Annotated in this window: 16 protein-coding genes and 1 pseudogene; 9 read left to right on the forward strand and 8 right to left on the reverse strand. The window is 69.1% G+C overall.

Annotated features, from left to right (window positions below; genetic code table 11):
* Positions 1–64 precede the first annotated feature (64 nt).
* The 5 genes from ricR (at position 65) to B9D87_RS20570 (ending at position 5,871) form a co-directional block, all read left to right on the forward strand.
* Complete coding sequence (gene ricR / locus B9D87_RS20550) at positions 65–355, forward strand: copper-sensing transcriptional repressor RicR (RefSeq protein ID WP_007769144.1); 291 nt, start codon at positions 65–67, stop codon at positions 353–355.
* 146 nt (positions 356–501) lie between these two features.
* Positions 502–1,734: an MFS transporter gene (locus tag B9D87_RS20555; RefSeq protein ID WP_040629438.1), complete on the forward strand. Its 1,233-nt coding sequence runs from the start codon at positions 502–504 to the stop codon at positions 1,732–1,734.
* Between the two features lie 117 nt (positions 1,735–1,851).
* A complete protein-coding gene (locus tag B9D87_RS20560) occupies positions 1,852–2,892 on the forward strand; it encodes a L,D-transpeptidase (protein WP_040629436.1) in 1,041 nt (346 codons plus the stop codon).
* 143 nt (positions 2,893–3,035) lie between these two features.
* Positions 3,036–3,638 carry a TetR/AcrR family transcriptional regulator gene (locus tag B9D87_RS20565; RefSeq protein ID WP_007769136.1) on the forward strand — a complete coding sequence of 201 codons (603 nt, stop codon included), beginning with the start codon at positions 3,036–3,038 and terminating at the stop codon, positions 3,636–3,638.
* Positions 3,628–5,871 (forward strand): molybdopterin-dependent oxidoreductase, encoded by a 2,244-nt coding sequence (locus B9D87_RS20570; RefSeq protein ID WP_007769132.1) that lies wholly within the window; start codon positions 3,628–3,630, stop codon positions 5,869–5,871. Before B9D87_RS20565 ends, B9D87_RS20570 begins: the two co-directional genes overlap by 11 nt.
* Here B9D87_RS20570 and B9D87_RS20575 read toward each other — a convergent pair.
* Positions 5,855–7,843, reverse strand: coding sequence for a M13 family metallopeptidase (locus B9D87_RS20575; RefSeq protein ID WP_007769129.1), 1,989 nt, complete (start codon positions 7,841–7,843; stop codon positions 5,855–5,857). The genes B9D87_RS20570 and B9D87_RS20575 overlap by 17 nt on opposite strands.
* Positions 7,844–7,884: 41 nt before the next feature.
* Here B9D87_RS20575 and B9D87_RS20580 point away from each other — a divergent pair, with 41 nt between their 5' ends.
* Positions 7,885–8,568, forward strand: coding sequence for an Rv1363c family protein (locus B9D87_RS20580; RefSeq protein WP_007769126.1), 684 nt, complete (start codon positions 7,885–7,887; stop codon positions 8,566–8,568).
* Positions 8,565–9,248 carry a hypothetical protein gene (locus B9D87_RS20585; protein ID WP_007769124.1) on the forward strand — a complete coding sequence of 228 codons (684 nt, stop codon included), beginning with the start codon at positions 8,565–8,567 and terminating at the stop codon, positions 9,246–9,248. The genes B9D87_RS20580 and B9D87_RS20585 overlap by 4 nt, the downstream gene beginning before the upstream one ends.
* A gap of 6 nt (positions 9,249–9,254) precedes the next feature.
* Here the strand turns inward: B9D87_RS20585 and B9D87_RS20590 are convergent, their stop codons facing one another.
* Complete coding sequence (locus B9D87_RS20590) at positions 9,255–9,803, reverse strand: hypothetical protein (protein WP_040629432.1); 549 nt, start codon at positions 9,801–9,803, stop codon at positions 9,255–9,257.
* Entirely contained in the window at positions 9,800–12,844 is a 3,045-nt protein-coding gene (locus tag B9D87_RS20595) for an MMPL family transporter (RefSeq protein WP_007769120.1), read from the reverse strand. Before B9D87_RS20595 ends, B9D87_RS20590 begins: the two co-directional genes overlap by 4 nt.
* Before the next feature lie 351 nt (positions 12,845–13,195).
* Here B9D87_RS20595 and B9D87_RS20600 point away from each other — a divergent pair, with 351 nt between their 5' ends.
* Positions 13,196–13,747: a hemophore gene (locus B9D87_RS20600; RefSeq protein WP_007769118.1), complete on the forward strand. Its 552-nt coding sequence runs from the start codon at positions 13,196–13,198 to the stop codon at positions 13,745–13,747.
* Here B9D87_RS20600 and B9D87_RS20605 read toward each other — a convergent pair.
* Positions 13,744–14,913: a lysylphosphatidylglycerol synthase transmembrane domain-containing protein gene (locus B9D87_RS20605; protein WP_007769117.1), complete on the reverse strand. Its 1,170-nt coding sequence runs from the start codon at positions 14,911–14,913 to the stop codon at positions 13,744–13,746. The two genes, B9D87_RS20600 and B9D87_RS20605, sit on opposite strands and share 4 nt — an antisense overlap.
* 169 nt (positions 14,914–15,082) lie before the next feature.
* Between B9D87_RS20605 and B9D87_RS20610 the strand changes: the two genes are divergently transcribed.
* Positions 15,083–16,231, forward strand: coding sequence for an AI-2E family transporter (locus tag B9D87_RS20610; RefSeq protein WP_007769115.1), 1,149 nt, complete (start codon positions 15,083–15,085; stop codon positions 16,229–16,231).
* A 40-nt stretch (positions 16,232–16,271) separates the two neighbouring features.
* On the opposite strand, the gene B9D87_RS27600 is transcribed toward B9D87_RS20610, so the two are convergent.
* From B9D87_RS27600 to trmB, 4 genes and pseudogenes are all read right to left on the reverse strand, one after another.
* Positions 16,272–17,621, reverse strand: coding sequence for an MMPL family transporter (locus B9D87_RS27600; protein WP_254425569.1), 1,350 nt, complete (start codon positions 17,619–17,621; stop codon positions 16,272–16,274).
* Between the two features lie 521 nt (positions 17,622–18,142).
* Positions 18,143–19,132: pseudogene (locus B9D87_RS27605) on the reverse strand (MMPL family transporter); the annotation flags it as partial.
* A gap of 49 nt (positions 19,133–19,181) precedes the next feature.
* Positions 19,182–19,895 (reverse strand): NYN domain-containing protein, encoded by a 714-nt coding sequence (locus tag B9D87_RS20620; protein ID WP_007769111.1) that lies wholly within the window; start codon positions 19,893–19,895, stop codon positions 19,182–19,184.
* Positions 19,896–19,908: 13 nt separating this feature from the next.
* Complete coding sequence (gene trmB / locus B9D87_RS20625; RefSeq protein ID WP_174320884.1) at positions 19,909–20,691, reverse strand: tRNA (guanosine(46)-N7)-methyltransferase TrmB; 783 nt, start codon at positions 20,689–20,691, stop codon at positions 19,909–19,911.
* Positions 20,692–20,757: the final 66 nt, after the last annotated feature.

Raw genomic sequence — 20,757 nt, forward strand, 5'->3', positions numbered from 1 at the left:
CGGGGTATAAGCTGGAGTTCGGCGTGATGCCGCCGCACGGCGGGCGAATGGGCAGGGGAGACAGATGACGAACGACCACGGGTACTCGCAGCAGAAGGACAACTACGCCAAGCGGCTGCGGCGCATCGAGGGACAGGTGCGTGGCATCGCCCGGATGATCGAGGAAGACAAGTACTGCATCGACGTCCTCACCCAGGTCAGCGCGGTCAACAGCGCCCTGCGGTCGGTCGCCCTGAACCTGCTCGACGAGCACCTGAACCACTGCGTCACCCGCGCGGTCGCCGAGGGTGGCGACGAGGCCGACAACAAGCTCGCCGAGGCCTCAGCGGCCATCGCACGCCTGGTTCGTTCCTGATTTCGTTCTGCATCGGTGACGTAGTTGAGACCCGTGTCCCGGCCCTGATTCGGGGGGAGGGGTAGTTGCGGTCCGTACGGTAAGGCAGTGTGATCGCATTAGGCGCGACAACCCAGGAAGTGGGTAGTCCGGCCGATACAGACGCCATGACTGCCGAAACCAACGCTGCCGCGCGAACGTGGACCCCACGGATCGCGGCACAGTTGGCTGTGCTGGCCGCCGCGGCCTTCACCTACGTCACCGCCGAGATCCTGCCCGTTGGCGCGCTGCCGGCCATCGCTCGCGACCTGCATGTCAGCCTGTTCGCGGTGGGGACGCTGTTGACCTGGTACGCGTTCGTGGCCGCCCTGACGACGTTCCCGCTGGTGCGCTGGACCGCGCACTGGCCGCGGCGCCGCGCGCTGATGCTCAGCCTGACCTGCCTCACCGCCTCGCAGGTGATCTCGGCGCTGGCACCCAATTTCGCGGTGCTGGCCGCCGGGCGGGTGCTCTGCGCGGTCACCCACGGCCTGCTGTGGGCGGTCATCGCGCCGATCGCGACCCGGCTGGTGCCGCCGACCCATGCCGGGCGCGCCACCATGTCGATCTACGTCGGCACCAGCCTCGCGCTGGTGGTGGGCAGCCCGCTGACCGCGGCGCTGAGCCTGATGTGGGGCTGGCGCCTTGCCGTCGTGTGCGTCACCGTCGCGGCCGCCGTCGTCACCCTCGCCGCCCGGCTGATGCTGCCGGAGATGGTGCTCACCTCCGACCAGCTCGCCCACGTGGGCCCGCGCTCGCGACACCACCGCAACCCGCGGCTGATCCTGGTGAGCGTGCTCGCGATGATCGCGGTCACCGGACACTTCGTGTCCTACACCTACATCGTCGAGCTGATCCGCAACGTCCTCGGCGTGCGCGGCCCCAACCTCGCCTTCGTGCTGGCCGCCTACGGCCTAGCCGGGCTGCTGTCGTTGCCGCTGGTGGCGCGGCCGCTGGACCACCGGCCCAAGGGCGCCATCATCCTGTGCATCACCGGGCTGACGTCGGCCTTCGTCGTGCTGACCGGGCTGGCGCTCGGCGGCAGGAGCGGGGTGGCCACCGCGCTGATCGGGACCGCGGCCATCGTGCTGTGGGGGGCGATGGCCACCGCGGTCTCCCCGATGATGCAGTCCGCCGCGATGCGCAACGGGGCCGACGACCCCGACGGGGCGTCGGGGCTCTATGTGACCGCCTTCCAGGTCGGCATCATGGCCGGCTCGCTGGCCGGCGGCCTGTTCTACGAGCGCAGCGTCACGCTGATGCTGACCGCATCGGCGGCCCTGATGGCCGTCGCGCTCGTCGGCATCGTGGCCAACCGCCGGATGCTCGACGTTGCTCCGACAAGCTCACCCAATTCATAGCGGCCCAGGTCAACAGCGCAATCGACGCCCTTTCCGGGGCGCGGGCGGCCCGCGGTGACGGTAGCTGGCAAGGCCCTTGTGCCACACTGTGTCGAGAACTCGAGTGGAGGTATGCATATGTCGGGCTGGACGAGGGCCGCTACCTTGAAGGGCCTCTTCGCCGCTCTGAACGCCGCCGGCGTGGCGTCCGTCATGGGCTTGGTGCTGGTGCTGAGCGCGGCTCCCGCACTGGCGGACCCGGACCCGGCACCCGCCGACCCGGGCGCGGTCGCCGCCCCGCCCGCACCGCCGCCGCCACCGGACCCGTTGGCGCCCCCGCCACCGGCCGACCCGCTGGCAGCCCCGCCGCCGCCCAACCCGCTCGCCCCGCCGCCGTGGGTTCCGCCGGGTGCGCAACCCGCCGCGGGCCCGGCCGATGGGCAGAACAACACGCCGTTCACCGGCACCGCGCCGTTCGGGCCGCCGTCGTTCGTCCCCAAGGGCGGCTCGACCGTGGGCGTGGCCCAGCCGATCATCATCAACTTCCCCGGAACGGTCGAGAACGCCGACGCGGCGATCGGCGCCGTGCACGTCTCGTCGGTGCCGCCGGTGCCGGGCAAGTTCTACTGGATGACCCCGACCCAGTTGCGGTGGCGCCCAATCAATTTCTGGCCCGCGCACACCGCGGTCACCGTCGACGCCGGCGGCACCGTGTCCACCTTTCAGACCGGCGACTCGCTGATCGCGACGGCCGACGACGCGACCCATCAGCTGACCGTCACCCGCAACGGCACCGTGGAGAAGACCTTCCCGATGTCGATGGGCATGACCTCGGGCAATCACCAAACCCCCAACGGCACCTACTACGTGCAGGACAAGAAGGCGTCGGTGGTGATGGACTCCTCGACCTACGGGGTCCCGGTCAACTCGACCTATGGCTACAAGGTGACGGTGGAGGACGCGGTCCGCTTCGACAACGTCGGCGACTACGTGCACAGCGCGCCGTGGTCGGTGGATGACCAGGGCAAGCGCGACGTCAGCCACGGCTGCATCAACATCAGCCCGGCCAACGCCAAGTGGTTCTTCGACAACTTCGGTCCGGGTGACCCGATCGTGGTGAAGAACTCCAGCGGTGGCAACTACAAGAAGAACGACGGATCCGCCGACTGGATCAACTAACCCTCGCTCACGCGCGTAATCGCCCATCTCCGCTCGGGGATGGGCGATTACGCGTCTGAGGCCGCGGTAGCGGCGGCGAGGCTTCCGCTGACGGGCGAGTTATGTATAGCATCATACATAAGTCGTCATTCTGAGGAGCTGCGATGCGTGGTCCACGCGAGCGGATGGTCGTTTCCGCCGCGCTGCTGATCCGGGAGCGGGGGGCGCACGCCACCGCGATCTCCGACGTGCTCGAGCACAGCGGCGCGCCGCGCGGCTCGGCCTACCACTACTTTCCCGGCGGGCGCACCCAGCTGCTCTGCGAGGCGGTCGACTACGCCGGAGAGCACGTCGCCGCCGTCATCGCCGGCGCCGACGACGGCCTGCAACTGCTGGACACGCTGATCGACAAGTACCGCCGCCAGCTCCTCGACAGCGACTTTCGCGCGGGCTGCCCCATCGTGGCGGTTTCCGTCGAAGCGGGCGAGCAGCATGACGCCGAGCGCATGGTGATCGAGCGCGCCGCGGCGGTCTTCGACCGATGGACGGACCTGATCGCGGCGCGGTTCATCGCCGACGGCATCGCGCCGGAGCGGGCCCGCGAATTGGCGGTGCTGGCCACCTCCTCCCTCGAGGGTGCGATCGTGCTCGCGCGGGTGCGACGTGACCTGATGCCCCTCGACGTCGTCCACCGCCAGCTGCGCGACCTGCTCGCGGCGGCGTCCTCAGGCCGGGCGCTCGGAAAGGAAACCCACCATGACCGGTGAATGGCAATCCAGCGCGTGCATCCTGTGCGAATGCAATTGCGGCATCGTCGTCCAGGTCGACGACCGCCGCCTGACCCGCATCCGCGGTGACAAGGCGCACCCAGCCTCGCAGGGCTATACCTGCAACAAGGCGCTGCGGCTGGACCACTATCAGAACAGCGGTGCCCGGCTGACCTCCCCGCTGCGCCGCCGCGCCGACGGCAGCTACGAGGAGATCGACTGGGACACGGCGATCGTCGAGATCGCCGAGGGATTCAAGCACATTCGCGACAGCTACGGCGGCGACAAGATCTTCTACTACGGCGGCGGCGGGCAGGGCAACCACCTGGGCGGGGCGTACAGCGGCGCCTTCTTGAAGGCATTGGGCTCGCGCTACCGCTCAAATGCGCTGGCGCAGGAGAAAACCGGCGAGGCCTGGATCGACGGCCAGCTCTACGGCGGCCACACCAGGGGCGAATTCGAGCACGCCGAGGTCGCGGTGTTCGTCGGCAAGAACCCGTGGATGTCGCAGAGCTTTCCGCGAGCCCGGGTGGTGCTCAACGAGATCGCCAAGGATCCGGCCCGCTCGATGATCGTCATCGATCCGGTGGTCACCGACACCGCCAAGATGTCCGACTTCCACCTGCGGGTGCGACCGGGCACCGACGCGTGGTGCCTGGCCGCCCTGGCCGCCATCCTCGTCCAGGAAAACCTGTGCGACGAAACATTTCTCGACGACCATGTGCGCGGAGCCGATGCCGTGCGCGCCGCGCTGCGTGAGGTTCCGGTGGCCGACTACGCCCAGCATTGCGGAGTCGACCAGGAACAACTGCGCGCGGCGGCGCGGCGCATCGGCATGGCCGCCAGCGTCTCGGTGTTCGAGGACCTCGGCGTGCAGCAAGCACCCAACAGCACGCTGTGCTCCTATCTGAACAAGCTGCTGTGGATCCTCACCGGCAACTTCGCGAAAAAGGGTGGCCAGCACCTGCATTCGTCGTTCGCCCCGCTGTTCGGCCAGTTCTCCGGCCGCACCCCGGTCACCGGTGCCCCGATCATTTCCGGGCTGGTGCCCAGCAATGTGGTGCCCGAGGAAATCCTGACCGACCACCCGGACCGCTTCCGCGCCATGATCGTGGAAAGCAGCAATCCCGCGCACTCACTGGCCAACTCGGCCGCCTGCCGGGAGGCCTTTCAGGCGCTGGAGCTGATGGTGGTGATCGACGTCGCGATGACCGAGACCGCCAGGCTGGCGCACTACGTGCTGCCCGCCGCGTCCCAATTCGAGAAACCGGAAGCCACCTTCTTCAACCTGGAATTCCCGCGCAACACCTTTCATTTGCGCCGCCCGTTGATGGAGCCCCTGCCGGGAACTTTGGCCGAGCCCGAAATCTGGGCCCGCCTGGTGCGGGCGCTCGGCGTGCTGGACGACGCGGACCTGGCGCCGCTGCACGACGCCGCCCGAAACGGCCGGCAGGCCTACACCGAGGCGTTTCTCGCGGCCACAGCCAATCCCACAGTGGCGCAACTGCTTCCGTACGTGCTCTACGAAACCCTCGGGCCGACCCTGCCGGAAGGGCTACGCGGCGCGGCCGCGCTGTGGGGCCTTGCCCAAAAGACCGCCATGAGCTATCCGGACGCGGTGCGGCGCGCCGGGCACGCCGACGGCAACGCCCTGTTCGACGCGATCCTGGACACCCCGTCGGGGGTGACGTTCACCGTGCACGACTACGAGGACGACTTCGCGCTGATCAGCCACTCCGACCACAAGATCGCGCTGGAAATCCCGTCGATGCTCGACGAATTGAAGACGCTGTCCCGGATTCCACCCCGGCTCACCACGCCGGAATTCCCGATCGTGCTGTCGGTGGGGGAGCGGCGCGCCTACACCGCCAACGACATTTTCCGCGACCCGACGTGGCGCAAACGCGACGCCGAGGGCGCGCTGCGGGTCAGCGTCGAGGACGCCCAGACCCTCGGCCTGGTCGCCGGGGGCCGGGCGCGGATCAGCACCGCGGCCGGTAGCGCCGAGGCCACCATCGAGATCACCGAGACGATGATGGCCGGACATGCCGCCCTGCCCAACGGTTTTGGGCTCGATTACGTCGACGACGAGGGACGCACGGTCACCCCGGGCGTCGCCCCGAACGTGCTCACCTCGACCGAATGGCGCGATCCGTACGCAGGCACGCCGTGGCACAAGCACGTGCCCGCGCGGATCGAGCCCGCGCCGGTGGGCGTCAGTTCCAGATCTTGACCCGGCTGCCCGGCTCCAGGAACAACGCACCGGAGTCCGCGCCGTCGAAGGCGTCGTAGAACGCGTCCATGTTGCGCAGCACGCCGTTGCACCGGAACTCCGGCGGCGAGTGCGGGTCCACCGCAAGGCGCCGGATCGCCTCGGCCTCACGGGATTTGGTGCGCCACACCTGGGCCCAGCCGTAGAACACACGCTGCACGCCGGTGAGGCCGTCGATCACCGGCGCGGGCTGCCCGTTCAGCGACAACTGGTAGGCCAGCAGTGCGATCGACAAGCCACCCAGGTCGCCGATGTTCTCCCCGACGGTGAAGGCGCCGTTGACGTGATGGTCGCCGGTCAGGCCGCGCGGCGTGTAGGCGTCGTACTGCTCGATGAGAGCCTTTGTGCGGGCGCCGAATTCGGTCCGGTCGGCGTCGGTCCACCAGTCGACCAGGTTGCCGTCGCCGTCGTACTTGGCGCCCTGGTCGTCGAAGCCGTGGCCGATCTCGTGCCCGATCACCGCGCCGATGCCGCCGTAGTTGGCCGCGTCGTCGGCCTCGGCATCGAAGAACGGCGGCTGCAAAATCGCTGCGGGGAACACGATTTCGTTCATCCCCGGGTTGTAGTAGGCGTTGACCGTCTGCGGCGTCATGAACCACTCGTCTTTGTCCACCGGCCCACCGAGCTTGGCCAGCTCACGGTCGTGATTGACCGCGTACCCGCGCTGGTAGTTGCCGTACAGATCCTCGCGGTCGATCACCAGCGAGGAGTAGTCACGCCACTTGGACGGGTAGCCGACCTTGGCGGTGAACTTGTCCAGCTTGGCCAGGGCCCGCTCCCGCGTCTGCGGTGTCATCCACTCCAGGTCGCTGATGCTCATCCGGTACGCCGCCCGCAGGTTCGCGACCAGCTCGTCGATGCGGGCCTTCGCGCCGGGCGGGAAATGCCGCTGCACGTATAGCTTTCCGACAGCGTCGCCCATCAGGTTCTCCACCAGCGACACCGCGCGCTTCCACCGGTCCCGGATCTGCTCGGTGCCGGTGAGCCGGCGGCCGTAGAAGTCGAAGTCCGCGGACACCAGCTCGTCGGTCAGCCAGGCGGCCCGCGCGCGGATCAGCCGCCACCGCGCCCAGCTCTTCCACACCTCGAGGTCCTCGCTGCGCCACAACTCGGCGAAGGTGCGCAGGTAATCGGGTTGGCGCACAATCACTTCCGCAAGCGCCTCGGGGTTGGTGCCGAGTGCGCCGGCCCAGCCGGGCCAGTCGAAGCCCACCGACTCGTCGCGAAGCTCGGCGAACGTGCGCAGGTTGTAGGTGAGGTCGGCATCGCGGCGCTTCACCACATCCCAGTGCGCCTCGGCCAGCCTGGTCTCCAGCGCGACGATGCGGTCGGCGGTCTGGACATGGGCTTCGGAGTCGCCGCCGAACACCAGGCCGAACATCCGCGCGATGTGCGCGGGGTAGGCCTCCAGCACCTCGGCGTGCCGCTCCTCGCGGTAGTAGGACTCGTCGGGCAGCCCGAGGCCGGACTGGGTGAAGTGCACCAGGTAGCGGGCCGAGTTCTTGGCGTCGGTGTCCACGTACACCCCGACGCCGCCGCCCGCGCCGGTGCGCTGCAGCGTGCCGATCGCCCGGGCCAGCGCGTCGGCATCGGCGGCGTCGTCGATCACGCTCATCTCGTCGAGCAGCGGCCGCACGCCGCGACGCTGCACGGTGTCCTCGTCGAGGAAGCTGGCGTACAGGTCGCCGATGCGCTGCGCGTCGTCGTCGGCGGCGGCCGAACCCTGCTGGCTGGCCTCCACGATCAGGTCGCGCACCTGTTCCTCGGCGCGGTCATAGAGGTGGCGGAAGGCGCCGTCGGTGGCCCGGTCCGCCGGTATCTCGTATTCGGCCAGCCAGCGGCCGTTGACGTGGCCGAACAGGTCGTCTTGGGGGCGGATGCTTTCGTCGACAAAGCTCAGGTCGATGCCCGAGCGGATGGCCGTATTCGTCACCCCGCCATCCTTCCATCTTTCCCGGGTGCAACGATCGGGCCATGTCCGAGGGCGAGCGAACCGAACCACCTGCCGAACAAGATTCCGTTCACGTCGCCCCCGACCACGACTCGAGCGACGCCAAGAACGACGACGCCGACGATCACGGCGAGGACGTCGAATCCGAAAGCGGCGCCGTCTTTTCCCCCTACGGCATCGCGTCCGCGGTGCTCGGTGTGCTGTCGGTGGCCGCGGTGGTGCTCGGCTTCATCATCTGGTCCGACCACCGCGACCAGGTCGCCGAGCGCGGCTACCTGAGCCGCGCCATGCAGACCGCCGCGGATTGGGCCAACGTCTTGATCAACATGAACAGCGGCAACGTCGATGCCAGCCTGCAGCGGCTGCACGACGGGACGGTCGGCGAGCTCAACACCGACTTCGACGCCGCCGTGCAGCCCTACAAGGCGGTCGTGGAGAAGCTGCAGTCCAAGAGCGCCGGCCGGATCGAGGCGGTGGCGGTCGAGACCGTGCACCACGATCTGGACACCCAGCCCGGCGTCTCGAGGCCGGTGGTCACCACCAAGCTGCCGCCGTTCGCCAGCCGCACCGACTCGGTGATGGTGATCGCCACCTCGGTCAGCGAAAACGTCGGAGCCAAGCCGCAAACGGTGCACTGGAACCTGCGGCTGGACGTCTCGAACGTGGACGGCAAGCAGATGATCTCCGGATTGGGGTCGATCCGATGAGGAACGTCTGGCGGCTGTTCGCCTTCGACATCCTGGCCCCGCTGGCCGCCATCGCGGCCCTGCTGGCCATCGGCCTGGTGCTCGGCTGGCCGCTGTGGTGGGTGTCGGCGTGCTCGGTGCTGATCCTGCTGATCGTCGAAGGCGTGCTGGTCAACTTCTGGCTGCTGCGCCGCGATTCGGTCAGCGTCGGCACCGACGACGACGCCCCGGGCCTGCGGTTGGCGGTCGTGCTGCTGTGCACGGCGGCGCTGGCCGCGGCGGTGGCCACCGGCTACACGCACTGGACGCGGACGGACAACGACTTCACCAACGACTCGCGCCAGGTCGTGACGGTCGCCACCGGCATGGCGGAGGCGATGGCGTCGTTCAGCCCCACCGCACCGACCGGCTCCATCGACCGGGCCACGGCGATGATCGTCCCGGAGCACGCGGCCGCGTTCAAGGAGCAGTACAGCAAGTCCAGCGCCGATCTGGCCCAGCACAACGTCACGGCGCAGGCCACCACGGTGTCGGCCGGGGTCGAGGCCCTCGGGCCGGCGGCGGCAAGTGTGGCGGTGATCCTGCGGGTCACCCAGAACACCCCGGGGCAGCCGCCCAGTCAGGCGGCGCCGGCGCTGCGGGTGACGCTGACCAAGCGGGGCAGCGACTGGCTGGTCGCCGACGTGCTGCCGGTCAGATAGCTGGGATCAGTTGGCTTCGGCGGAGCGGGCGGACTTCACCTTGACGAAGCGGTCCGACAGCCGGCGGATGCGGATCATCAGCGCGGCCGTCGGGCTGGTGCTGCCGTCGAGGTAGCCGTCCAGCTCCTCGGCCGTCACCCCGATGCGAGACGCGAACTCCTGCGGCGCCAGCCCCGACCGGTCGATCAGGAGCCGCACGTGGCGCGCCACCTCGGCGCGCTCGTTGGCCTCCAGGTGCGTGCGGGCACGCTCGAGCACCTCCCACAGCGCCTTGGCGATGCCGTATGGCCGGGTGCCTTCGAGGACCTCCTCGACCTGGCGGGCGGTCCGCCCGTACGGGTCGCGCTTGAGCGCGCCGGCGATGCGCTTCCAGGTCGCGATGTCACCACCCTGCAGGGCGGACCGGATGGCCGCGGTCGGCCAGAACTCCACCGGCTGGTCAGGGTCCTGGAAGGACCCGGAGGGGCCTCCAGACGGACCATTGCCGCGTGAACGCTGATCGGGGCCCGGCCGGTGCGGCGGCGGTGCGGGGCGTCGGTCGGGTGCCAACGTCACCTCGCCTCCTCCAGCATCGCTACGGCCACGGACAGGCAGCGCTGCCTGATTGTCTCCCAGTCCGCGTTAGCGTCGGCTTCAGGTCCCTGGTCTTCCGGGTAATCGCAGGGTTCGGGATCTGCGAGTCGACGGACCAACTGGGTGGCAATCCACTGCCGCCTGGATGATTTACAACAGTAATACCTGTCCATTCCGGCCAGCACCACCGCGGCGGTCTCGGGCTCCAACGCATCGACCATGTCTGCGAAATCGGCGTAATCGCGCCGACTGTTACGGCTCATGATCAGGTAGCCCTTGAGCCGCAGGGTCTCGGCACCCGTCGGCACTCGCAGCCGGTCGCCGGTGGGCAGCTGCACGTTGGTGGTCTCCACCGGGCTGCGCCGCTCGTATCTCGGTCCGTCGCCGGCGGTGTCGGTGTCGCTTTCCAGCGCGTCGATCGCGACCGACAGGCGCCCCCGCCACAGGGTCACCGGGTGCACGGGTCGGTCCGCCCCGGTGATGGCCTTGGCGATGCCGTTGCGCGAGGCCAGGCCGCCGACCAGCTTCTTGGCCGCCAGCGAGCCGTTGGTGTGGCCGTTGCTGCCAGGCTTCCTGTCGGCGGCGCCCACCCCGACGCTCACCTTCTCCTCACCGAGGGCGACCTGGTGGGGGATCTGCGCGGGTCCCAGGCCGCGGGTCTGGTCCTCGTCCGGCCCGGACGCCGCCTGCGCGGCGGTGCGGCCACAGCCGGTGAACGCGAGCGGATCGGTGACGCAAATGGCGTCGGGTGCCAGGTGCTTGAGCTTCGCTGCGGACTTGAGCACCATCCGCAGGTCGGCGTTGGGCGCCACCAGCGCCGAGATGTCGTCGGGGATGACCACCACGTCGCCGAGGTCGACCTCGGGCAGCGGCCGGTCGAAGTCCACCGACGGCAACACCCGCGACAACCACGGCGGCAGCCACCAGTTCCACTGGGCGAACATCGCCATCAACGCGGGCACCATCACCAGCCGCACCACGGTGGCGTCCACGGCGATCGCGACCGCGCACGCCACGCCGATCTCGGCCACCAGCGGCATCCCGGCGAACGCGAAGCCGACGAACACCGCGATCATGATCAGCGCGGCGCTGGTGATAGTGCGGGCGCTGGTGCTCACGCCGTAGGCCACCGCGTCGCGGGTGTTACCGGAATGCAGGAAGCGCTCCCGGATGCGGGTGAGCAGGAAGATTTCGTAGTCCATCGACAGGCCGAAGGTCATCGCGAGCACCAGCGGGGGCACGGTGCTGTCGATCGAGCTGATCTGGGCGAAGCCGAGGTCCTTCAGCCACCCCCACTGGAACACCATCACCAGGCTGCCGTAGGCGGCGGCGACTGACAGCAACGTCATCAGGACGCCCTTGAGCGCCAGGAAGACGGAGTGGACCGAGACCAGCAGCATCACGAACGCGATGGCCGCGACGATGGCCAGCACCAGCGGCTCGGTCGCGGATACCTGGTCGTCGAAGTCCTTGATCAGCGCGGTCGGCCCGCCGACGTCGACGCGCGCCGTGCCCGCCTCGGGAATCTTGGGCAGCTGCGCGCGCATCCAGCCGACGGTCTCACGGGCCTTCATGTCCTCGGGGTCCACCGACAGCACCGCGGACAGCAGCGCGCTGCCGTTGTCCTCGGCGAACTGGGGCGGCGACACCGAGACGATGTTGGGTGCCTGCGACATCCGCTGGCGGATCGCGCCGACGGTGTGGCTGTGTTCGGGGGAGGCGGCGCCGCCGTCGGGGAAGTTGATCAGCACCCGGATGGGGCCCAGCGCGCCGGGGCCGAGGGCCTGGGCCGCGGCGCCCACGCCGGCGCGGATTTCGTGCGACGAGTCGAACTGCCGCAGCAGGCTGTTGCCCAGCACCATCGACGACGCCGGCGCGGCCATCACGAGCAGCACCAGCGATGCCGCCAGCGCGGACACCCACGGCCGGCGCATCACCCAGCCGATCCAGCGGTTCCAGAATCGGGACTGGGTGCTTTCGGGCCGCCGCGACCAGTGCAGGAAGCCCGACCGCTTGGCGGCCGCACGCCCGAACGTCGCCAGGGCCGCGGGCGTCAACGTCGTCGAGGTCAGCATGGCGACCGCGACGGCCAGGATGGCGCCGGTGGCCATCGACTTCAGCGCCGGGGTGTTGATCACGTAGATGCCGGTGAGGGAGGCGATCACCGTCATGCCGGACAGCACCACGGCCAGCCCGGAGGTGGCCATCGCGGCGTCGACGGCTTCGCGGTGCTGGCGTCCGGTGCGCAGCTCCTCCCGGAATCGCATCAGGATGAACAGTGAATAGTCGACGGCCAGCGCGATGCCGAACATGGACACCGTCGAGGTCACGAACACCGACATGGTGGTGTAGGCGGACAGCAGGTAGACCAGGCCCATAGTGACCACGACCGTGCAGATGCCGAGGGCCAGCGGGATGGCGGCGGCGGCCAGCGAGCCGAACACCGCGAGCAGCACGATCAGGATGACCGGCAGATTCCACTTCTCGGCGGCGGCGATGTCGTGCTTGGTGTTGGCCGCGGCGGCGGCGGACAGCGCGCCCTGCCCGATGACGTAGAGCCGCACGCGGCCGTTCGCCGTCTGCCCGGGCTGGTCGCCCTTGATGCCGACCTTGGTGCGGAGCTGCTTGGCGACGTCGCTGGTGTTGCGGGAGTCCAGCCGCACCGACAGCACGTAGGGCCGGTCGGGCTGCGGGGGCCGCTGGGCGGGGTTGGGGATCTCGGCGGTGCCGGGGATGCCGCCCGCGATCTGCCGCAGCTGCGCGACGGCGTCGTTCATGTCCTGGTAGCTGGCGTCGGGCCGGGGCGCGGCCACCAGCGCCAGCGACGATCCACCCTGGTCGTGGTAGAGATCCTCGAGCTGGTCGTGCACCGCGAGCGACTGCGATCCGGCTACGTCGAACCCGCCGCCGGTCAGGTTGCCCGACTGCGTCAGCGCCAGGTAAACCGCAGGAACCAACGCCAGCAACCAGCCCGCGAAGACCAACCAACGGTACTTACGCAGGCTGCGGCTGAGGCGGATCATCAACTGCTGGATTTTGTCGCTCCCCGGTTCTCGCGTGACGCGTGCTGGCGACGATACCGCAGCAGGCTGTGGAATATCTGGGCTTATCTGGTTCCTGAGCTGCGGCGACGGCGTTGTTGCCAAGACGCTGCGAAGACGTTGTGAACCGGTGACCGCGCGGGATTTCGGTCACATATCGCCACCCGGCTCCCTTCGGACTGGCAGGGGTGATATCGGCGGTGGCAGGATGTCGGATGGCCCGCGGGGCCCCCGGGGGATTCGGGGACGCCTTCGTTGCGTGGGGCCGGTCTTATCGCAGTCGTTTGCGAGGCGCCGATCCGGCGGTCCATCGCAAACCCTAAGGAGTTGTCCATGACGAGAGCCACCGCTGGACGGGGTCGCAGAATCTTCGCCGGGCTGATCGCCGCCACCGTGCCCGGCGTGGCCGTCGCGGTGCTCGCGGGAGCCCCGGCGACCGGCGCCAACGACCCCTGCGCGGCCAGTGAGGTCGCCCGGACGATCGGCTCGGTGTCCAAGTCGATGGGCGACTACCTGGATTCGCACCCGGAGACCAACCAGACGATGACCTCGATGCTGCAGCAGCAGGCGGGGCCGCAGTCGGTGAACGGGCTGAAGTCCTACTTCGAGGCCAACCCCAAGGTCGCCGGGGACATGACGTCGATCGCGCAGCCGCTGACCACCCTGTCGACGCAGTGCAAGCTGCCGATCTCGATCCCGCAGGCGATGGGCCTGATGCAGCAGGCGCAGGGCGCGGCCGGTGGGCTGCCCGCGCTGCCCGGGAACCCCGCAGGCGCATCGCCGCTGGGCGGAACCACCGGCGGCGCTCCTGCCGCCGTGCCGCAGCCGGCACCGTCCGCGACCAACCCGCTGCCGGGGCCCTCGCGCGGCAACACCGTCGGCTAACTTTCGGGCTCCGGATTCCGGTCGGGCGGCAACGGCCCCTGCAGCGCGGTCTCGGTCGGGTCGGCCGGGGGGTCACCCTGCAACGGCACGATCGGTAGCGGACCCGTGATCGGGTCCTCGTCGGAGTCGGCGACGTTCTCGGTGCGGAACACGAAGAAGAACACCACCCACCCGATCGCGGAGATCAGCAACCAGCTGATCAGCCGGTAGATCAACATCGCCGAAATCGCGTTGGGCAGCGACATCCCGCTGGACACCAGGCCGGGCACCAGCACCGCCTCGACGATCAACAGCCCGCCGGGCATCAAGGGGATCGTGCCGACCGCGCGGGCGGCCGCGTAGGCCACCGTCAACCCGGCCACCGAGGCGTGGTCCCCGGCCGCGTACGCGGCGAAGCCCAGGCAGGCCACGTCGGCGATCCAGTTGAACATCGACCAGCCGAACGCCACCCCCAGGTCGCGCCGGCCCAGGCTCACCGACTCCAGCTGCATCAGCGTCTCGCGCCACTTGTCCAGTCCGGTGTCGGCCGGCCGGCCGCGCACCGAGTTGACCCACGCCAGCACCCGGCTGCCGATGCCGTCGATCAGCTCCGGCCGCGACGCGACGGCCTGGGCCAGCAGCAGCAGCGCGACGAACCCGCCGAGGGTGAACAGCAACGAGAACGGGTTGTTCTTCGCGCCCAGCAGGAAGGCGCCGCCCAGGCCGAGCAAAGCCAAACCCACCGCCTGCAGCACACCCGACATGACCAACTGCCACGACGCCACCACGGTCGAGGCGCCCCACAGCCGCTGCTGCCGGAACAGGAACGTCGCCGACAGCACGGGGCCGCCGGGCAGCGTGGTGCTCAGCGAATTGGCGGCATAGAACGCGGCCTCGGAGCGCAACTGCTTGACGTGCACCCCGGCCGACCTGAGCAGCGTGCGCTGGATCTGAGCAAAGCTGTGCATCGACGCGGCCGCCGCCGCCGCGGATGCGATCAACCACCACCAGTTCGCCTCGTACAGGCTCATCCAGGCCTTGGCCAGCTGATCCCAGCCCAGCGAAACCTCGACGGCAAGCACGACGGCTACCGCGGCGAGGATCACCCAGCGCACCCACCAGTACTTCCCGCGCGGGGTTTCTTCGCGCGGGAAGTCGAGGTTGCGGGCGGGTGCGTCGTGCGGCACGTGATTTAGGGTAACGGTGCAGGTGGCGCGGCGATCGCCGCGCACCGCCCACCGTGTCTGGGAAGTTCCGGGGTCGTAACCCGATCGTGCCGACGGCGGCGGGTCCAGCCGACGCGCAGCGGCTGTCCAGGCACGTTTGAGGGTGCGCCGCGGCGGATAGGCTGGCCAAATGTCAGCAAACGCCGACGACGCGTCGGTCGAACCCCTCGTCCGCAAGACCGCCGCCTGGGCCTGGCGCTTGCTGGTCATCCTGGTCGCCGCGCTTGCCCTGTTGTGGGTGGTGCAGAAACTCGAAGTCATCGTGGTTCCGGTGCTGGTGGCGCTGCTGTTGAGCGCGCTGCTGGTGCCGGTGGTCGACTGGCTGGACAAGCGGGGCCTGCCCCGCGGCGGCGCCGTGGCGCTGGTGCTGCTGGGTGGCTTCGCGATCCTGGGCGGCATCCTGGCGTTCGTCATCCTGCAGTTCATCGACGGCCTGCCCGGACTGACCGAACAGGTGACGCAGAGCATCGAGTCGACGCGCCGCTGGCTCATCCACGGGCCGGCGCACCTGCGCAACGAACAGATCGACAGCGCCGGCAACGCCGCCATCGAGGCGCTGCACAACAATCAGGCGAAGCTGACCAGCGGCGCGCTCTCCACCGCGGCCACCGTCACGGAGCTGGTCACCGCCGCGGTGCTGGTGCTGTTCACGCTCATCTTCTTTCTCTACGGCGGCCGCAACATCTGGCAGTACGTACTGCAGATCATCCCAACCGGCGTCCGGAGCAGGGTGCGGGAAGCCGGCAACGCCGGATACGGGTCGCTGATCGGGTACGTGCGGGCCACCTTCCTGGTAGCCCTGACCGACGCCGCCGGCGTCGGCACCGGGTTGGCCATCATGGGCATCCCGCTCGCGCTGCCGCTGGCCTCACTGGTGTTCCTTGGCGCGTTCATCCCGCTGATCGGTGCGCTGATCTCGGGCCTGCTGGCCGTGGTGGTCGCCCTGCTGGCCAAAGGCATTGTCTACGCGCTGATCACGCTGGGCGTGCTGATCGCGGTCAACCAGATCGAGGCGCATCTGCTGCAGCCGCTGGTGATGGGCCGCGCGGTCTCGATTCACCCGCTAGCCGTGGTCCTCGCGATCTCCACCGGCGGCGTGCTCGCCGGGATCGTCGGCGCCCTGCTGGCGGTTCCGACGGTGGCGTTCCTCAACAACGCGCTGCAGGTGTTGTTGGCGCCGGATCCGTCCGCCGAAGCCGAGAAACAGACCGAGGAGGCGGACGACAAGAACGTGATCCTGCAGGCCGAGCCCGACGAACCCGAGCACGAACCCGGCTGAGGCCCAACCTTTTCGGGGCTGACCGCGCGGGTGCGCCTACCTACAGCCGTCCCTCGCGGCGAAGTAGATCCGCAGCGGACAGGCCGCCGCCGGAGCGCCGGCGTTGCCGCGCCGGGTCGCCGTTCTCGCCCTGTCCGCGCGCGTTGGCCTGCTCGGTGGCCGCATTGGGGTCGGTCCCTTCCGGGCGCAACTTCGGCAGGGCGGTGGTGGGTTCGACCTCGTCGTTGTTGTCGTCGGACCGGTTGCCGGGAACCGGGATGGCCCGCGTCTGGTCGCCCGACGGCGGTGCCGCCGGACCCGGCGCCGGGGGCCGCTGCGCAGCCTGTGGCGCGGAATTCGCGGGGCGCGGTTCGGCCGGCCGGTCACGGCCCGGCGCGGCGAAGCGCGTCGTCTTGGCTTCGGTCGGCTGGCTGGGCCGGGCCGGGATGCGCGTGGTGCTCGCGGCCGGTTCCTGCGCGGGCCGCGGATCCGTCGGGCGTGCGGGCCGCGACGGCTCCAGCGCTCCGGGGTGCGTCGGGTCGTGCGGGGGCCGCGGCGCCGCGGCGACCAGGCTGGCCGCAACCGGCGGCCGCGCGGGCCGGCCGTTGAGCGTGGGCCGCTTGCGCTCGTCGGGCAGGTCGATCTCGCCGAGGCCGATCTTGTTCTGCAGTCGCCGGGCCCAGCGCGGCGCCCACCAGCAGTCGTCGCCGAGCAGCTTCATCACCGACGGCACCAGGAACATCCGCACGACGGTGGCGTCCAGCAGCAGCGCCGCCATCAGACCGAAGGCCAGATACTTCATCAGCACCAGGTCGGAGAAGACGAACGAACTGGCGACCACGGCCAACACCAGCGCGGCCGCGGTGATCAGGCGCCCGGTGGTCGCGGTGCCGATCCGGATGGCCTCGGTGGTCGACATGCCACGCTCGCGCGCCTCGACCATGCGCGACACCAGGAACACCTCGTAGTCGGTGGCCAGACCGAAACCGACCGCGACGACCAGCGCGATCACCACCACCATCAGCGGGGTCGGCGTGAAGTTCAGGACACCCGACAAGTGCCCGTCGACGAAGATCCAGGTCAGGATGCCCATCGTCGAACCCAGCGTGAGCGCGCTCATCAGCACCGCCTTGACCGGCAGCACCACCGAGCCAAACGCCAGGAACATCAGCAGCAGGGTGGCGCTGAGCAGCAGCACCAGCATCAGCGGGCCCTTCTCGGCCAGGCTGTGGATGCTGTCCTGCTCGAGCGCCGGCGTGCCGCCGACATAGAGGTTCAGCCCCTTCGGGGGGCCACCGACCGCAGTTCGGCGAGCTTCTTGGCGGCGTCGTTCTTGTTGACCAGACCGTTCTGGATCACCCGGACCGAGTCGTCCTTGGGCACCGTCGTCCCGTTCGGGCCGGCGACGCAGGGGTTACCCGCGATGGTCGGGCAGGGCCGCTCCTGCCAGGTCTTGTCGGTAAACCCGCCGATCCCTGAGATGCGGTTGCGGATGTCGGCGACCTGCTGGTCGGTCACCTTGCTGCCGTTGGTGCTCTGGATCACCATGGTGAGCTGCTCGGTGCGGTAGCCCGGGAACTGCTTGTCGAAGTGTTCCTGCGCCAGGCGCACCGGATTGTCCGGGGGAAGATACTTCTCGCTCATGCCGCCGAACGACAGGTTGCCCAGCGGGATGACCAGCAGGATCATGCCGACGGCGATCGGGATGGCGAAGGCCAGCGGCCTCTTCATCACCCAGTTGACGAGCTTGCCCCAGAACCCGGCCTCGACCTCTTCGCGGGTCTTCGTCTTCTGCAGCCGGTCGGCGAGCCAGTTCAGGTAGGCGCGCGAATACTTCCAGTTCCGCAGGAACGGCACCCGGAACGCGGTACGCACGCCGAGCGCGTCGACGTGGCGGCCGAGGATGGCCAGGCACGCCGGCAGGAACGTGATCGACAGCAGCGCGGCAAGTCCCACGGCGGCGAAGATCGCGTAGGTGAGCGAATGCACGAAGCCCTGCGGCAACACCAGCAGGCTGGCACTGGACGCGATGATCAGCACCGCGGAGAAGGTCACGGTGCGTCCGGCCGTCATCACGGTTCTCCGCACCGCGGCCTCGGTGTCGTAGCCCTCGGCTATCTCCTCCCGGAACCGGCTCACCACGAAAAGCCCATAGTCGATGGCGATACCGAGGCCGATCAGCGAGACGACGGGCTGGGCGAAATAGTGCACCGGCCCGAATACGGCGACCAGGCGAAGGATGCCCAGCGAGCCCGCGATGCTCAGCCCGCCCACGATGGCCGGCAGGCCGGCGGCGACCGCGCCGCCGAACACCAGGAACAGGACCACCGCCACCATCGGCACCGCCAGGACCTCCATGCGGCGCTGGTCGGTGGCGATGGTGCCCGTTAAGGCATTGGCGATCGGCTCGAGGCCGGCCAGTTGCACCGTGCCGCCGTTGAGCTTCTGCAGCTCCGGCTGGATGGTCTTGTAGTTGTTGAGGATGCTGTCGTCGTCGTTGCCCTTCAGCGGGATGGACACGAACGTGTGTTTCTTGTCCTCGCTGACCATCCCCTTGATGACGGGGTTGGTGCTGTCCGGCGCCGCCAGCCAGCCGGCCCAGCCGACGACCTGGTCGGGGTGGTCGGCCTTGAACTTGTTGAGCTCGCCGATGATCTTGTCCCGCCACGCCGCATCGTCGACGGTTTTCCCGTTGGGGGCGGTGAAGGTGGCCACCACGTGGCTGGTGCGGTCGCGGCCGTAGGTCTGGTCGCCCAGCACCGAGGCCTTAACGGATTGGCTGCCGTCGTCGTAGAAGCCGCTCTGTGTAACATGCTTGCCCAGGCTGATTCCGAAGACGCCGCCCAGCAGACACAGAGCTACCGTGACCCCGATCACGATGTACCGGTACCGGTACACAGTTCGACCCCACCAGGCGAACACGCAAGCTCCTTACTGGATCGTTAACGACCCGCGCATTGGTTTTCCAGTGTCACACACGCGCGGTCAGCAGCGCGGAGAGCGGCCGGAACGGCTGCAGCCACGCACCCTGGTCAGGCAGCGAATCTAGGCCGATCCGCGGCAACGGCTCCCGGAAGACGCCAGCGATGTCCTCCAGATCAACGAAGTCCAAGGTATCCGACGCTAGCGCCCAACTCGCATGTTCGCGAAATCCGATCACCGCGACACTGACCCCGCTTCGTGCGATGTCTTCCAGCGGGTGACGAAACGCCTGGCCGTCGGCGGACGCCACCACCAGCGCCGCCAACCCCTCGGTGCGCCGCAGTTCGATATGGGCCAGCATGTCGCGGTCGACGTCGCTGTCCTCGTCGATCTTCGGCTTGGCGAAGACCGCAAACCCCACATTGCGCAGCGCGTCGACCCACGGCCGGACGACGTCGGCGCTGCCCGGCGCGATGTTGGTGAACACGGTGGCCTCCGGTTCCACCACGACGCCGGGCCGACCGGCGCTGACCTCCGCGGTGCGCGCCAACAGCCAGCGCCCCAGGGCGTCGAAGCGCGGGCGTTCCAGGGCCGTCGGGCGGCGGCCCAGGATGGAGCCAAGCCCCATGTCCAGGTTCGGGGCGTCCCACACCAGCAGCACGCGTCCCCCGGGCGGATTGAAGCCGCCCAGCTCTTCGCCGGTCAGCACGGCCGGCGGCGCGACGGGTTCGGCCCCCGCCGCGGTCTCTTCGGTCAGGCTCATACTCATCGCCTACTCATCGTCTAAGCCAAATGAATTCGGTGACGGCACTGCCCGCTTCTTGAGCCTTCGTCTCGTACTTGGTGGTCGGGCGCGCGGTCGAGATCGGCAGCGCGCTGCCGGGATCGACCGGCCGCAGCCGGGATTCGCCCGCGCCGACCTCGGCGATGTGCTCGGCGTAACCGGCGTGGTCCGTCGCAACGTGCAGCACACCACCAGGGAGTAGCCGGTCGGCTATCAAGCCAATCGTGCCGGGCTGCAGGAACCGGCGTTTGTGGTGCCGCGCCTTCGGCCACGGATCGGGAAAGAACACGCGCACGCCGGTCAGCGAAGCCGGCGCGATGAGGCGCTGCAGGACGTCGAGCGCGTTGCCGCGGATCAGCCGGATGTTGGTGACCTTGTCGCGGTCGATCGCGCACAGCAGCTGCGCCAGCCCGCGCTTGTAGACCTCCACCGCGACCACGTCGATATCGGGTTCTTCCTTGGCCATCGCCAGCGTGGATATTCCACTGCCGCAACCGATTTCGAGTACCACCGGTGCCTGCCGGCCGAACCAGGCGCGGGTATCCAGCGCGGGTTCGGAGCTGTCCGGTTCCTCGGGCGCGGCGCCCACCGACAACCCGAGCTCGGGCCAGCGCCGTTCCCAGGTCTGCCGCTGCGCATCGGACAGGGCAGATCGTCGCGATCGGAACGCCGTGGCCGGGAGATAGCGCTGGTCGGGGCGGTCCGAGCCCCCCGTTGGCGTGTCGGCAGACATCGCCACCCCGCGCTGCGCATGCATTTGTCCATGGTGGCCTATAAACCTCGGATGTAGCCGCCCCTGGTCCGGATTGATACCCAACAGTTGTCTTCAACTGGTAACTCA

This window comes from Mycobacterium colombiense CECT 3035 (assembly GCF_002105755.1).
Lineage (GTDB): Bacteria > Actinomycetota > Actinomycetes > Mycobacteriales > Mycobacteriaceae > Mycobacterium > Mycobacterium colombiense.